Genomic DNA, 14,010 nt, shown 5'->3' with positions numbered 1-14,010 from the left:
TGGCGTTAACATGCTCCCTTTTTGGGAATGAGCTGAAATTAGAGGCTCTATTCATGAAAAAAACTTTTGAGCGGCCCATTGGTTTAATTGAGGCAGGAAAATCTTCTTGGTATGTACTTGAGCAAAGAGGCAAGATTTGGTTTTGTGAGGGGGGTAAAAAGAAATCTCTTGTGGTTGATATTTCAGAGCGTTTAGGGACAGCAAACGAAGAAGGGCTCCTGTGTATGGTGAAGTCACCTGAATTTGAGAGTGATAAGCAAGTTTATATTTATTATTCCGATAAAAATCCTCGGCAATCAGTCGTCGCTCGTTTCACCTTAAAAGACCATAAGATTGATTTGTCATCAGAAGTGAAAATTTTAGTGATGCCAGAGCCATACGGTAATCATAATGGAGGTCAATTAGCTTTTGGGCCTGATCAGTTTCTATATGTGGGCGTTGGAGATGGTGGTTCTGCCGGAGACCCTAAAGCCTATGGACAAAATTTAAGTAATGTGCACGGGAGTATCTTGCGTATCAAAGTTCTAAATGAAGACTCTTACTCTATTCCCAAAGATAACCCTTTTGTTGGTCAAGAAGATGTAGAAGCAGAGATTTTTGCATGGGGTTTAAGAAATCCCTGGCGTTTTTCCTTTGATAAAGAGAATGGCGAGATCTGGTGTGGTGACGTTGGTCAAAATAAATTTGAAGAGGTCAACTTGATTGAGCCGGGTTTAAATTATGGCTGGAATGCAAGAGAAGGTTTTGAACCCTATGTCTTTGTTCAGCGCAAGAAAAAGAAAAAAAACTCGATCAGTAAACGCAAGACGGCTAATCAAGAAGGTCCTTTTCAGGATCCACTTTTTACTTATCCAAGAAAAGAAGGTTTATCTATCACGGGTGGTTTTGTCTATCGCGGGCAAGCCATTGAACACTTACGAGGTTGGTATGTGATGAGTGACTTTGCGTCAGGGGCCTACTGGCTTTTGAAAAAGGAAGGGGAGAAGATTGTTTCAAGCCATCGTATTAAACAGGAAGGCTTACAAGTTTCCAGTTTTGCAGAAGATTCTGCAGGCGAACTTTACTTGATGAGTTTCAGTCAAGGAACCATTTATAAAATTGTGGATTGGGTGCAGTGAAAGAAGCCTTTATTTTTTTATGTTTCTCATTTTCTTTAATTGCCCAAGTCACACTTTTACCTGACAATGGTAAGGTTGAGCGGGCCATTATGGACCCGATTGAAGCCGAAGCTGTGTTTTTTGATAGAGTGGCAGCTCCATATGGTAAGAATTTCGAGTCATGGATTGGAGGAGAGGATTTTGCTAAAGAAATGCAGTCAGGCGCGGGAGGGTATAAAATTTGGTCAGAGAGGGGCGAATACCTAGCAAGAGGTGAGGTCTTTTACCGTTGGCCTGTAGAAACTTTGCCCGAAAAAGGTTTTTTAGAAATTTTCAGTGATGATCATGCTGTTATTGAGATATTAAATGAAGGTCGCCACCTTGCTGCGGGTAAGGGGAACTTGGTTTTTGATCTGTCGACTTTGCCATCCTTTTATGAAAATTTAATCTTGCGTTTTTCCTCAAGAAAGGCGCACCGGGCGTTAGTGTGGGCCAATGTTTACTCTGAGTATGAATGGGTTCAGGAATACACTAAAGATACTAAAGCTGAAAACGCTTGGTTTTCAGTAGACTCAAAAACTCAGTTAAAACTCAAAGATGCCGAAGTGTTTCGCTATAAGCGCTTTTATCATTGTGATGATGATAAAAAACAATACAGACTTCACTTCCCCAGTGATATTGACGAAATATGGCTGAATGGGGAAAAAGTTTCCTATCCTCAAGTGCTTCCTAAGGGCCTTTTAAAAAATGGTGAGAATGAATTGTTGTATGTAAGTAAAACTTGGAAGATGGGGTCTGATCCAGGGCTCATTTTTTTTGAAGAACTCACAAAACAAAATAAAGAGACACTTCAATGGAAAACTTTAGATGATCGTGAGTGGTTGTATGAGTCTTCTTTTTATTCGGGGACTCAGTCTGATGGCGGACAAAAGCTCATTTTTAATGGAGCTGAATTAGATACTGTCATTCTGAAAAGTGAGATCATTTGTACTCAAGAGGATTTAGACATGGGTGTGAATATGCTTTTTCGATCTCAGCCGACGGTGCCAAATTCTTATTGGAGGACGGGGGAAAGCTTAGTCCCACCCTTTATCAAAGTTAATGGTCGTTCCAAATTGTTTGGGCCGCATGGTCTGAGGCTTGAGAATGTTAAGTTAGGTAAAAATATAATCGAGATGCAAGTGAATGGGAAGATCTTAAAGCCCTACCTAAAGAAAGGTGTACTTTCGGACTTTAATTTGCGAGCACCGCAACATGCATATCAATTTGCACTCAAAGGTAAAAGCTTGCAGATAGATTTGGCATCACAAGGCTTAAAAAAATGTGAGCTTTATGTGAACAATAAAAAGGTGTTTGATAAATTCATTAAAAAGGGAGACTTTGCTCAAGTACTTGTCTCAATAGAAGCGATCAATTCAGCGAGCATCGGTGCGCCTGATATGGATGCAGTGACGCTTGTGTTCAAGGAAAATAAGAAATTGACCCAACGCTTAGATTTGAATAAAATTGACGGTTTGTCAGAGATTTTATCTTATTTTCTGGGTTGTGAAGAAACGGAGGCTTACAATAAATTTAATCTTTTACGCGGGACTAATCAAGAGCTTACATTGATGACATTAATGCCAGATGGGAAGCCCATTGGAATTTATCTCTATCCCCATTTTAGAGATCAGCTTATTTCAGCTCATGTGAATGGTAAAGACGTTGAATGGCAATTTTTTAATAAGTTTGGAGAGGGGTATACTCAAGACCGTTTTGAAAAAAGAGCTTACCTAGAGTGGGTGGATGCGATGGCTTACGAAGCTTCGCCAGACAAGCAGCGAGAATTTAATGACTTACGCTTTTCCTACATGCTGGAATTGTATCAGGGTCTCAAAGATGAATTTACGGAGCTCGAGCGATGAAGGTAAACTTATTCATTTTATGTTTTAGTCTTAGCTTTTTAGTTATGGGGCAATGGCCTGAAGCAAAAACCATCAAAATTATTCACTCTGCGGATGCGAGTAAAAGCGAATTGAAGTTATGTGAGCAAATGGCAGCGTTTTTCTCTCAAGGTAACAATTCTTTAGCGGAAGATATGTTAATTAGCGATGTTTATGCTAAAAAATTCTTCACTTATTATACGAACAACTTTTTGCTGATTGTCGGCAAGAAAAACCTCTTAATGGATGTGAGTAAACAGGGGGTTAAATTAAATAGCCCGTCAAAATCTTATACGGAGCAAGGTTTATACACAGGAGCAATAAGCTATTTAGGCTTAAGTCCTAATCCACTTTTCTTAAAGGCGCGTTATTTGGGGATAAGAAAAGGTTTGCCAAATCAATCCTTGATAGTTTATGGCGAGGATTTAAAAGCATTAAAAATTGCTTTTCAGAAAATTCAGATGGGATATGTGCAGGGAACTTGGACTCTTGATGAGGAGCAAGAGAGTGAACTTCCTGAGGGTAAAGAGCACCTTTGGGGTATGGCGTTTGAATCAGACAATGAGAACAATAAGTCCTCTAAGCCTTTGTTGAGAAAGTATGTGTGGGATAAAAGTAGCTTCCTATCAGAATTAATTGGAAGTGATTAATTCAGCTGCAAAATTTTAAAGCGTATAAAACTTTTTGAGGAAGTTGTGAGCAGTATCATTTTGTTTATTTGAAGATCCAACAAAAGAATTTAATTCAACTTGTCCTTCCTGTTGATTGTCCGATATGTCTTCAAAGCCCATTGACCAGTTTTTAAAGTAGCGGTGAGGGATAGCCTTTTGTGATAAAATGGTGACGTCTTGGTGGCGCTCATCTTGGTCTATACGTGCCATTAATTCAAGAACAGTTTCTTTTTCGCCTTCTAAGGCTTGCATGAATTCATTGTTTTTATAGATGAGCATCCCGCTGACGCCTGTGCCACTATTGTTGCTCCTAGAGCATGTTAATATTTGTTCTAGGTCATGTGGGCTAATCTCTCTCGTAGCCTTGCTGATGTAAATAACTGTGTAAAGCATAGAAATCTCAAATTTTTTATAAAGATAATCGGCTTTGTTTTGATTCAAAGTCTAGTTGTGGGAAGATGTGATGAAAAGTTGCCGATTTTATCTGTAAGCTATTTGCTAATAGGCATATTGAATCAACAGATTTCTTTGAAAATATCATCTTAGACGGTTATATGCCTATATGATGAATTGAGTGACTTATGTTTTTCTTAGGTTTAGAAAAGACTCTGATGGCCAAATAGATTGGGTGAGCTTTGGAGTGTATTCTAGCGAACGAGTCAAAAAAACAATTTCCCGCACTTATTACTACTTGAATCTCTTTGCAGTAAGAGATTGAAAAAAATGAACTTTGTGTTAACTTGCTGTGCCTCCTTTTCAAGAATGATTATATGTGGATAAAATGAGAAGGGTGTAAAACAATTTAAAAAATTTGGAGAAATATATGACAGAAAAAAAATACAACTGGCTTAATACGATAAGTCTAAGTGTTACCTTTATCCTTGCATGTACTCTTGTTCCTTGGTATGGAATGAAGTACGGTTTTACTGGTTTTGAATGGACTATTTTTGGCTTTTTCATGGTCTTTACAGGAACGGGTATAACTGTGGGCTACCACCGTTTATGGTCACACAAAACTTATGAAGCTAATGCTGTATTTCAGTCTTGGTTTGCTTTCTGGGGTGCTGTCGCAGCGCAAAACTCTATTATCTCTTGGAGTCGTGACCACCGCGATCACCACAAATATGTAGATAATAATGAAAAAGATCCTTACTCAGCGAAAAAAGGTTTTTGGTTCTCACACATCCTTTGGATTTTCCAAGATACACGTACGGACAAGGACTACGGAAACGTTAAAGATCTTTTAGCCAACAAGATTTGTGTCTTTCAGGAAAAGTACTACATGCCAATTCTTATCTTTGGCAACTTTGTATTGCCAGCTGTGATTGGTTATATCGGTCACGTACTTAATCCTCATCCGAATGGTCTTTTACACAGTATGATTGCTATGTTCCTCGTTGCAGGTCTATTGCGCTTCGTACTTAACCATCATTTTACTTTCTTCATCAACTCATTAGCTCACATCTGGGGTGCACAACCTTACGCTAAGAAAGATACTTCACGTGACAACTTCCTTTTAGCACTTGTGACTTACGGAGAAGGTTACCATAACTTCCACCACACTTTCCAGGCGGATTACCGCAATGGTGTGCGTGCTTGGCAGTTTGACCCATCAAAGTGGATCATTTGGACAGCTTCTAAATTAGGTATGACTTGGAAGTTGAAGCGTATGCAGAAATGGCAAATCAACCACAAGAAGCAAGAGTTTTGGGGTATCCAATCTTTGGAAGGCGCCATGGAGCAGCTAAAGACTAAAGATATGCCTGAGCTTAAAGCAAAACTCGAGAAGACTTATGACGAGTGGAAGCAAGCTTTAGAAGCTTGGTCTGCAGCTCGTCGCAAAAGTAAAACTTGCCAAGATGCAAAAATGCAAGTGAAAGATTTACAGACTGCCTTACTCTCCAAGCGAGATGAGTTCTGTGCAGCGGTTAATTCGATCTTTACGAATCCGCATTCAGCACCGGCACTCGGTTAAGAAAGAGATCTTTAAGGGAAGCCAAGCGCTTCCCTTTTTTTTGTCTATGGATAATTGGAGTACTAGAAAGACAATGCTGATCCGTTTGAAGGATCAGTATGACGAAAAATCTTGGGAAGAATTTGTTGCCACATATAGGCAATACATCTATAATGTTGTTCGTCGCATGGAATTGAATCACCATGATGCGCTAGAAATTGTGCAGCTTGTCCTTATCAAACTCTGGAAAAAATTGCCTGATTTTAGCTACGATAATTATCGCGGTAAATTTCGCAATTGGTTGTACACAGTAACGGCGAATCAAGTACGAGATTTTTTGCGTGGTAAAAACCTATCCCTAAGCAAAATACCAGACTCAAGTGCCGAACTAGATAAGTCCATCAGCATACCTGAAATTGAAGAGATTGCTGAAAAAGAATGGAAAACTTATATCTCAAATTTGGCTTGGGAAAAAGTTAAAAAACACTTTAGTGAAGGAGTGTGTCGCGCATTCTTGATGAGTATTGAAGGCCAAGGAGTCGAAAAAATCTCAGAAGAACTCGGTGTCAGTGAAAGCTCCATATATGTTTATAAAAAGCGTGTCCAAGACCGCTTACAAGAAGAGATTGCCTACCTCAATTCTGAGTTTGGATAAACTCAATCTTTATACCCTTTTCGCGCAAGAGTTTTGCCGTTTCTGAATTTTTCTTTAAATTAGAAGATTTATTTAGGCTCAATTTTTGTAATGATGAGATTTTCAACAAGGGTGCGTAATCAGCTAAAGGCGAATCAATAAGGATAAGGTTCTCAAGTGATTCTCTATCTTTGTGACTAGACCAGATGAAGGCATTGATTTGGCAGTTGTTTAGCTTCATGGTGTTTATATTTGTCATCAAAGTGAGTTGGCGCAGGGGAATATTTACTTGATTATGAAGCTCCAAGTAAGATATACTTTTCAAGAATGAAATTTGCTTATTGAGTGTTTTAAGGTGTTTCCTAGCAATAAATTCTTTGATGGGAAGAATTGATAAGGTGAAGATAGGGAAATTATCCTGGGAAGTCACAAAACGATTTGGTGTAAGTTCATCACCTTCTTTTAAAAGGGTTTCTTGGAAGATACGGATAATGCTCTTTTTCGATAAACGCACCTTTTTAAGTCCAAGGAATATAGCGTGTTTGTGCTTATTAAAGCTTTTGTCTTCTTGAATGGTCTTAATGAGCCTGAGGATTTCCTCGACATTGCCCTTTTTGATTTTGTTCTCGTCAAAGTAGGCGTACTTGATCTTATCGATTTGTAGGAAGTATTTATTGGCTTCGGCTAGGTTGAATTCTAGCAGATTAATTTTACCGAATAAATTAATGACGGCTTTGTAGTCAGGGGCAAGCGATTGGGCTTGATTGGCATAGAGCTTCGCTTTAGCAAAAGCTCCTTGGTTGAAGGCATTGTAAGCATCTTGTATGAATTGATCTGCAGCTATTTGGGCAATGGTAATTTTTTCTTCCGAGACTTCATGGAGTTTATCAATCGTCTCTTGGATCTTCACACGACTATTCATGAGCTTACGAAAATTTTCTCTATTATTGCGTTGTGTGACTTCTAGGTCATCTAAAGCATCAGATGCTTTTTTAGCATTGATTTTGGCCAAAGCCTCACTTTTACTTAAGTTATTGTACGAGACTATCGTAGATATGAATATGACCAAAAGGAAGCCCAACGATAAAGCTAATAAGAGCTTATTGCGTTTGAGAAAGAGTTTCGTTAAATGCAACGGGGGTGCATTAAGTGCGAGAGGCGCATAACCGCTATTCCATTTACGTAGGTCCTCTGCCAAATCGCTGACAAGTTTATAGCGGTCCCTACTCTTGAGTGCCATAGCTTTAAGGCAAATAGCTTCTAAGCCAGGGTCGACGGACCAATTGAGTTTGAGTTCACTTGGTTTCGGGAAATCTCCCTTAATCGTTTTCTTCAGTACTCTGCGGTAATCATCATCGACAAAAGGTGGCTGAAGAGTGATAATGGAGTATAAGATGGCTCCAAGTGAGTAGATATCACTGCGTGGGCTCGCGTAATCCGCACAGGCTTGTTCTGGCGACATATAGGCCGGACTACCAAGGATGATGCCGTCTAAATTCTTTGTGTCAGTTTGATGGATAATACTGAGTTCTTGTGTATGTGAGCGAGTATGAAAGTCGCTGGTCTTATAGAATTGAGCCAAACCCCAATCCAAGACCTGGACTTCACCATAATCGGAAATACGAATGTTATCTGGCTTTAAATCCAAGTGCAAAACATCTTTTGAGTGAGCATAAGCCAGGGCATCACAAACTTTCAAGAAAATATTGATGAGATCGTGAAGAGTGGATGGCGCTTGTTTACCCTGTTGACTAAAGCGTTTGATGATTTGAGTGAGGGTATCGCCATTAATCAATTTCATGGTAAAGCAAGGGCGATTTTCGTAGAGGCCAATATCGTGGACGGGCACAATGTTGGGGTGTTCTAATAAAGCCGTAACACGTGCTTCAAAAATGAAATCATTCCAGTCTTCTTTATTATTACTTTTGGGCACGGCCATGGCTAAATGACGTGTGGTATCTCGGTCAACGACTTCAAAAATGTCTTTCATTCCGCCGGTATCAATTTGATGTTGCTTATCAAATTTAGAGCTGTTGATAGGTGATAGGGGAATATTAAGTTCTTGGATGCGCGAAGGGGGAGTCTTTTTTTCTTCGTGATAAAAATCAGCGATTAATTCTGACGTTTTGTCAAAGGCGCGCTGTAAGTCGAGATCATCTTTAGGCATAATTAAAATCCGAGAAATTTACCAACTGTGCCCAATATAGCATCGAAGAAGCGCTCGCCAGGAGTTTTATTATTATCAGTAGGTGAAGATTGGTTTTGCATAAGGATAAACTTATCGGACTTAAAGCGATAGTCAAAGAGATTACATTTACCTAAGAGGTAATGCCAAAGATTTTCATTGCGCACTAAGCCTACTGGGCAGGAAGTCTGATAGCCAACGAGGTGATCTTCTTTTATGCGTAGGCTTTCTCCTTTGATCTGATCACCACCACCATGTAGGTAGAGATAGATATCCCCAGTGCCAGAAAAAATAATATGTCGAAAGACTAAACGTAGCCAGTTGTGAATGCTAAAGAAATTCCATTGGGTACTCAAGTGAACATCACCCTTGACGGCGATGATTTGTCCAGGTTTGAGAATGAGTCCATGGCATTCGTTTAAGGATATTTTACAAAGGTCATCTTCGGCTTTAGGTGCTACTAAAGTGATTTGAGCTTCTTGAGGATTAGGGTTATGAAAATCAGTCATGTTGATCATTTCTGCAGAATAAGAAATTAACCAAGCTTTCGGATCCCAAAGAAAGCGATTCTTGCGTTCGAGGTCTTCGTCGAAGCTATTGTAGCAATTTTGTTTGACGCAGATTTTTTCAGCTTCGTTTAATTGGATTTTTAATTGTTTGCTAGAGTCGCAAGAAAATGAAATTTCGCTAGAAATACCATCGGGATCAAGCAAGTAAGGAGGACGTTTTTCTACCCATGCACCTGGGAGGGAATACCAGAATAAGCGATTGATTAAGGGGGCTAATAATACTAAGAGGGCAATTAAAATAATGGTGCTACTAATCTTTTTGACGTGTTTTTCGTACCAATTATACTGTATTAATTCTTCCTTTTTTTGATCTAGGAGACGCATTTTTTGGTCGCGTTCAAGTTTTAGTTGAGCTTGAGTTTTGCGTCCTTGTCGAGCAATTGAAAAGAAATTCTGCTGGAGCTTTTCTGAGCTACTTAGGCTCGTTTCAAGAATTTTGAGTTCTGCTTCCCATTTGAGTCGATCTTCAATGAGAAAAAATAAGGGTTCATTTTCTTTGTGTTGCAGAATAGATTTTTTCAGTGATTCCTGTAGGTCAATTTGCTCTTGGATTTTTAATTTGTTCGCTTTCATCAATTCTAGAACATCCAACTGTTTCTGTTTAAATTGTGAAAGGCTGTCATTTAAAAGAACAATATCACTTTCTACTTTGGCGCGTTCTTCATACCATTGCTGCACACGCTTTTTTAATTGTATGGCAGCAAGGATCAGCACCACAATTAAAAGTAATTTAAAGACTTTACTTGTGATGAATTTGGCTATGTCGAAAGCGAGTTTCATGTGGGTATTGGAGGGCTCGTATACTTGTGATAAAGAGATTTAATATAAGCTATAGGCACTTAGAAAATAAGGGCGCGTTCAAGTTAAAATTTCTTGAAAAATAGTGAGAAATTATTCCCTCACTCGATCGGGAAGCGTGCATTTATTTCAAATTAGTTCACATTAGTATTCTTAAAATAAAAAAGGAAGGGATTATGGAAGAGAATAATATTTATGCGGCACCTCAAGCTGAGGTTTTAGATGAAGTCAATATCAATTATAACTTAGCCTCACGTGGGCAGCGTTTTGTCGGTTCATTTGTCGATGGTTTAGTTATGTTGTGTGTGACTTTGCCATTGATGTATTTTACGGGTGGTTTTGATGGTCTAAGTGAGGGTCATCAGCCTAGTTTTGCCTACACAGCAGTGATGACTATCATTAGCTTTGTAGTCTTTATAGGCATTAATTTTAAATTCCTTAAAGATGATGGTCAGACAATTGGTAAGAAAGCAGTGAAAACTAAAATTGTCACAAACGATGGTGAGCCCGCAAGTTTTGGAGGGCACATACTCAAGCGTTATGCTTTTTACAATTTCATCAGCGTTATACCAGTAGCGGGACAGATTTTGTCGCTTATCAATGCCGTGATCATTTTTGGCTCAGCAAAGCGTTGTGGGCATGATTATATTGGTGGGACCAAAGTCGTCGCACTTTAGAAAATTTTCTAAGTTGATTTTAAAAGCCTGATGCTTAGCATTAGGCTTTTTTTATATTTGCGGATTACGCGTTTTTAGGGGTTCCACAAAGACGGCAGGGCGAACGTAGATCGGCTGTAGATTTGATGCTTCTTCGCTTGGATCTTTGGGGTGAGGCGCAGGGTCAAGGCATAAACCTTGGATGTGGGGTTTCACTTCATAAATGAGTGGTGCTGAAGCCTTGACTTCGGCTAACTTCTCTTCAGGCATGGGGCTGACAAGGACATCGTAAGAGGAAGTTTTTTCTGCAATTTCCGCAATTTTACAAATGAAGATATCATGTTCAGTCCATTGACCTTCAATTAGTTTGAAAGTATTGACAATAACTTCGTCGCGACGGCCATCGTGGAGGATAGCAATAGATTGCGCATTGGGATTCTCGTCAATGGCATATTTTAGGAAAGAGTAGGCGCTATTGCAGCCTTTCATGAGGGTGCCAAAGCCAGTGGAGATTCCGTGTGCAAAAGCAATACCGACGCGAGTACCGGTGAAACTTCCGGGACCTTTGCCGACGAGCCATGATGTGACATAGGCAATATTGAGTCCTTGTTCATGGGCGGATTCAATCATTTTGGGTAAAATAACCGAGGCGCCGAAGCGACCTGTTTTTTCGGCGTGGAAAAGTGTTTCTCCATCTTTCATCAGAGCAAAAACAGCGGTGTCAGTAGAGGTGTCGAGTAAGGCAATCATGTGGGGATTTCCGGTAGTTCGATTTGGCGTTGATTATCGCCTTGATGAGAAATGTTGATTTGGATATGATCTTTGGGAAGCATCCATGAAAGACGTTCGGGCCATTCGACGAGAGAAATTGTGTTGGGATCGTGCAAGATTTCTTCAATTCCAGCTTGGTAGGCTTCCTCATCATCTTCTAAGCGGTAGAGGTCCATATGAGCTAGTTGAATGCCATCAGTACTTTGGTAAAGGTTCACTAAGCTAAAGGTGGGACTAGTAATGGTTTCTTTAACACCGAGTGACTGTAGAAAGGCACGGGCAAAGCAACTCTTGCCGGCACCTAAGTCACCGCATAGAGTGATTACGCTAGGGGCGGAAACTGCTTTTGCGAAGTCCGCAGCAATTTTAGAAGTTTCTTGTTCAGAATGAGAAATCATGATTGAAAATGATCGAAGCCTTTGTTAATAAAATCTATGAGAATGTGCTCGTCATCGTAGATTTTTCCAGTGCCTTTCTTAAACTCACCAATTTTGCTGAGTTGAGTGGCAAAGGGCCACGCTTTAATGAGTTCCACTTCCTGCTTTGCGGAGACCGCAAAAATGAGCTCATAATCTTCCCCGTCACAGAGGATTTCCTTTAGTGAGGCTACTTGATTATTGAAAGAGCGAGCCGGCAAATTTTTGGTGCTTAAATTAAGGTCTAATGTTTCGGAAGAAGCTTTAAGCAGGCGCTGCGAATCCAAGAGTAAGCCATCAGTCACATCGATCATTGCCTTGGCAAATTGAGCCAAAAACTTCCCTTCCTCTACGCGAGGCGAAAAATGTAGGTGATGTTCACTGGGGAAAGAGAGACCAAATTCACCGGTAGCAAAAAGCAGATCGCCGTCTTCAGCGCCACGTCGTTGAATTGGCTTTGCAGACTCGCCAGTGATTGTCAGGCTAAAAGAATTGGAGCCAGGGCTCGACGCTAAATCACCACCGATGAGTTGAACTTTATATTTTTCTGCGCAGTTGAGAAGGCCTTGGTGAAAGTCCTTGAGCCATTGCTCAGGGCAAGTGGGGTCGACATTGCATGCGAGAACAGCATAGCGTGGAGTGCCACCCATGGCAGCAATGTCACTAAGGTTTCTTTTAAGTAATTTGGCACCGCAAACTGCGGCGGGAGTTTCTGCAAGGTAATGACGTCCCTCGATCAATTGATCACAAGCAATAAGGGTCTGCATAGTTTGCGTGGGCGCAAATGCAGCGGCATCATCGCCATTGGGAACTGTAAGAGATGCGTCGCCACTTGGAAGCTTGGAGAAGAGATCTTTTAAAAAATCATCCTCAGTCACTTGCTTGCTCCAATAAGTCGAGTTGATTGAGGCTCGCAGCCATGCCAATCCGTTCTAAATGAATACAGCTATTCTTGCCATCTTCGCAAAGATCGTCACTCGTGGTGCCACCACAGCAGCCGTGAATAAGCTTTTTTGGACAAGTACTTAAGTCGGTGAATTGAGTTTTTGCCAAGTCAGCGGGACTTTCATCAGAGATGCCAGCAATAGTTTTCTTCAGGAGGCGAGCAATAGAGCCGTCTTTTTCATCTAGATTGAGTTTCTTGGCTAACTTGGTGCGGAAGAGTTCAAAGTCACTTGGGTGATTAAAATCGGCGTAGATTAAATCATCGGTATTATCGCTACTGAGTGATTCATCGACGGGGCGCAATTCCGATTTTTTGTAGATGTAGTAAGTTCCCGTTTGTGCGTGATTTGAGCTTTTCACATCTTGGTTGGGCAAAGATTGTAGGATGCTACTTCCAGGTGAAAAGGAAACAGATTGGTTGAGTGCATCCCATTCTTGATAAAATTGTTCAAGACTAATGATTTCTTCCATACATGCTCGCATGCGAATCATCACTTGATGGAGTTCAACAGCATTTTTGATGCCCTTGATTTGGACGCCGCTATAGCCCATCAGTGCACAGGCATTGATTTGTAAGCAGAGGCGACGCAATTGAATGTTCATGAAAGAGGAATGATCTTGCGCCTCATTCAGCTCTCGTAGAATGAGAGAAGACACTTCACGTGAAAGCGGTACGCCTGGTTCCATTTGCAGATCAGTAATCATTGGCAGGCAGTCGTGGGAAATTAATGAGAGTCGTGCAATGAGTGGAACAGTGATTTCGCGGTGAGTACAAAAACGTAGGAGTTCATCGTACTTTCTCATGTCCAAACCTGCTTGAGTCGTGATGAATTGAGCACCATTATTGATCTTTTGGATCATTTTTAGGTACTGGGCAAAACTGCTGTTCACTGAATACTTAAAGGGATTAACGGCGGCGCCAGTATTGATTTTCTCATGCTTGTGAGAACAAGTTCTCAGCTGCTCAGTACTCTCGAGGTATTTCTCTTCGCCTTCTTTTAGATTACCACTAAGTAATAAAAGATTATTGATGCCCGCTGAACTTGCGCTGGCAATTTCTTCTTCAAAACTAGATTGATTATGCCCTTGACCACTAATGTGAGATATGGCGGGCTTGGATGAAATGCGACTTAGACGCTCAGCTAATTTCCAAGAGGCCATATGAGTGGGGCCATTCATGCGGTCACTAATCGAGATACCCACAATTTCTTCATGACGTGAGCATTCTTCGGCAATTTTCTCCAAGGTAAACATATTATCGCTATCAGCTTCGCCTTCGAGTGGGGGATCAAGTTCAATAATCATTGAAAATTTCCCGCCAGCGAGGGCATCTTGAAAGGGATTGCTTTCGTTAAAATTTATATTTAACTGTTCGTCATCTTGAGTCATGAA

At 40.5% G+C, this 14,010-nt stretch carries 13 protein-coding genes; 6 read left to right on the top strand and 7 right to left on the bottom strand.

The window, feature by feature from the left end; translation table 11 throughout:
* Positions 1–53 precede the first annotated feature (53 nt).
* From PQO01_RS01840 to PQO01_RS01830, 3 genes are read left to right on the top strand one after another with little or no spacing between them, the layout of a single operon-like run.
* On the top strand, positions 54–1,118 hold the full coding sequence (locus tag PQO01_RS01840) for a PQQ-dependent sugar dehydrogenase (protein WP_274312340.1): 1,065 nt from the start codon (positions 54–56) through the stop codon (positions 1,116–1,118).
* The gene (locus PQO01_RS01835; RefSeq protein WP_274312339.1) at positions 1,115–3,001 is read left to right on the top strand and encodes a hypothetical protein; all 1,887 of its coding nucleotides are present in this window, start codon (positions 1,115–1,117) and stop codon (positions 2,999–3,001) included. The genes PQO01_RS01840 and PQO01_RS01835 overlap by 4 nt, the downstream gene beginning before the upstream one ends.
* A complete protein-coding gene (locus PQO01_RS01830; RefSeq protein WP_274312338.1) occupies positions 2,998–3,669 on the top strand; it encodes a hypothetical protein in 672 nt (223 codons plus the stop codon). Before PQO01_RS01835 ends, PQO01_RS01830 begins: the two co-directional genes overlap by 4 nt.
* Positions 3,670–3,684: 15 nt before the next feature.
* Here PQO01_RS01830 and PQO01_RS01825 read toward each other — a convergent pair whose 3' ends face one another.
* A complete protein-coding gene (locus PQO01_RS01825; RefSeq protein ID WP_274312337.1) occupies positions 3,685–4,083 on the bottom strand; it encodes a BLUF domain-containing protein in 399 nt (132 codons plus the stop codon).
* Positions 4,084–4,513: 430 nt separating this feature from the next.
* Here PQO01_RS01825 and PQO01_RS01820 point away from each other — a divergent pair, with 430 nt between their 5' ends.
* Complete coding sequence (locus PQO01_RS01820) at positions 4,514–5,665, top strand: acyl-CoA desaturase (RefSeq protein ID WP_274312336.1); 1,152 nt, start codon at positions 4,514–4,516, stop codon at positions 5,663–5,665.
* Between the two features lie 73 nt (positions 5,666–5,738).
* Entirely contained in the window at positions 5,739–6,299 is a 561-nt protein-coding gene (locus PQO01_RS01815) for an RNA polymerase sigma factor (protein WP_274312335.1), read from the top strand.
* Here the strand turns inward: PQO01_RS01815 and PQO01_RS01810 are convergent.
* Together PQO01_RS01810 and PQO01_RS01805 are read right to left on the bottom strand one after the other, a co-directional pair.
* Positions 6,280–8,445: a serine/threonine-protein kinase gene (locus PQO01_RS01810; protein ID WP_274312334.1), complete on the bottom strand. Its 2,166-nt coding sequence runs from the start codon at positions 8,443–8,445 to the stop codon at positions 6,280–6,282. The genes PQO01_RS01815 and PQO01_RS01810 overlap by 20 nt on opposite strands.
* A gap of 2 nt (positions 8,446–8,447) precedes the next feature.
* Positions 8,448–9,812 (bottom strand): AIM24 family protein, encoded by a 1,365-nt coding sequence (locus tag PQO01_RS01805; RefSeq protein WP_274312333.1) that lies wholly within the window; start codon positions 9,810–9,812, stop codon positions 8,448–8,450.
* Between the two features lie 194 nt (positions 9,813–10,006).
* Here PQO01_RS01805 and PQO01_RS01800 point away from each other — a divergent pair, with 194 nt between their 5' ends.
* Positions 10,007–10,507: an RDD family protein gene (locus PQO01_RS01800; protein WP_274312332.1), complete on the top strand. Its 501-nt coding sequence runs from the start codon at positions 10,007–10,009 to the stop codon at positions 10,505–10,507.
* A gap of 51 nt (positions 10,508–10,558) precedes the next feature.
* Here PQO01_RS01800 and tsaB read toward each other — a convergent pair whose 3' ends face one another.
* The 4 genes from tsaB to PQO01_RS01780 are packed head-to-tail and all read right to left on the bottom strand — an operon-like array spanning position 10,559 to position 14,007.
* Entirely contained in the window at positions 10,559–11,236 is a 678-nt protein-coding gene (tsaB, locus tag PQO01_RS01795) for a tRNA (adenosine(37)-N6)-threonylcarbamoyltransferase complex dimerization subunit type 1 TsaB (RefSeq protein WP_274312331.1), read from the bottom strand.
* A complete protein-coding gene (tsaE, locus tag PQO01_RS01790; protein ID WP_274312330.1) occupies positions 11,233–11,655 on the bottom strand; it encodes a tRNA (adenosine(37)-N6)-threonylcarbamoyltransferase complex ATPase subunit type 1 TsaE in 423 nt (140 codons plus the stop codon). The genes tsaB and tsaE overlap by 4 nt, the downstream gene beginning before the upstream one ends.
* On the bottom strand, positions 11,652–12,551 hold the full coding sequence (locus PQO01_RS01785; protein ID WP_274312329.1) for a thiamine-phosphate kinase: 900 nt from the start codon (positions 12,549–12,551) through the stop codon (positions 11,652–11,654). The genes tsaE and PQO01_RS01785 overlap by 4 nt, the downstream gene beginning before the upstream one ends.
* Positions 12,544–14,007, bottom strand: a complete 1,464-nt coding sequence (locus tag PQO01_RS01780; RefSeq protein WP_274312328.1) for a methylenetetrahydrofolate reductase — start codon at positions 14,005–14,007, stop codon at positions 12,544–12,546. Before PQO01_RS01780 ends, PQO01_RS01785 begins: the two co-directional genes overlap by 8 nt.
* Positions 14,008–14,010 lie beyond the last annotated feature (3 nt).

Source organism: Lentisphaera marina, assembly GCF_028745505.1.
GTDB lineage: Bacteria > Verrucomicrobiota > Lentisphaeria > Lentisphaerales > Lentisphaeraceae > Lentisphaera > Lentisphaera marina.
Note: the sequence above shows the minus strand (reverse complement) of the source record. Positions and strands in the feature narration are given on the sequence as shown.

What these genes read in the sequence shown, in the direction of transcription:
- PQO01_RS01840 (WP_274312340.1), top strand. Translation starts at nt 54, where the DNA reads ATGAAAAAAACTTTTGAGCGGCCCATTGGTTTAATTGAGGCAGGAAAA.
- PQO01_RS01830 (WP_274312338.1), top strand. Translation starts at nt 2,998, where the DNA reads ATGAAGGTAAACTTATTCATTTTATGTTTTAGTCTTAGCTTTTTAGTT.
- PQO01_RS01825 (WP_274312337.1), bottom strand. Translation starts at nt 4,083, where the DNA reads ATGCTTTACACAGTTATTTACATCAGCAAGGCTACGAGAGAGATTAGC.
- PQO01_RS01820 (WP_274312336.1), top strand. Translation starts at nt 4,514, where the DNA reads ATGACAGAAAAAAAATACAACTGGCTTAATACGATAAGTCTAAGTGTT.
- PQO01_RS01815 (WP_274312335.1), top strand. Translation starts at nt 5,739, where the DNA reads ATGCTGATCCGTTTGAAGGATCAGTATGACGAAAAATCTTGGGAAGAA.
- PQO01_RS01810 (WP_274312334.1), bottom strand. Translation starts at nt 8,445, where the DNA reads ATGCCTAAAGATGATCTCGACTTACAGCGCGCCTTTGACAAAACGTCA.
- PQO01_RS01805 (WP_274312333.1), bottom strand. Translation starts at nt 9,812, where the DNA reads ATGAAACTCGCTTTCGACATAGCCAAATTCATCACAAGTAAAGTCTTT.
- PQO01_RS01800 (WP_274312332.1), top strand. Translation starts at nt 10,007, where the DNA reads ATGGAAGAGAATAATATTTATGCGGCACCTCAAGCTGAGGTTTTAGAT.
- tsaB (WP_274312331.1), bottom strand. Translation starts at nt 11,236, where the DNA reads ATGATTGCCTTACTCGACACCTCTACTGACACCGCTGTTTTTGCTCTG.
- tsaE (WP_274312330.1), bottom strand. Translation starts at nt 11,655, where the DNA reads ATGATTTCTCATTCTGAACAAGAAACTTCTAAAATTGCTGCGGACTTC.
- PQO01_RS01780 (WP_274312328.1), bottom strand. Translation starts at nt 14,007, where the DNA reads ATGACTCAAGATGACGAACAGTTAAATATAAATTTTAACGAAAGCAAT.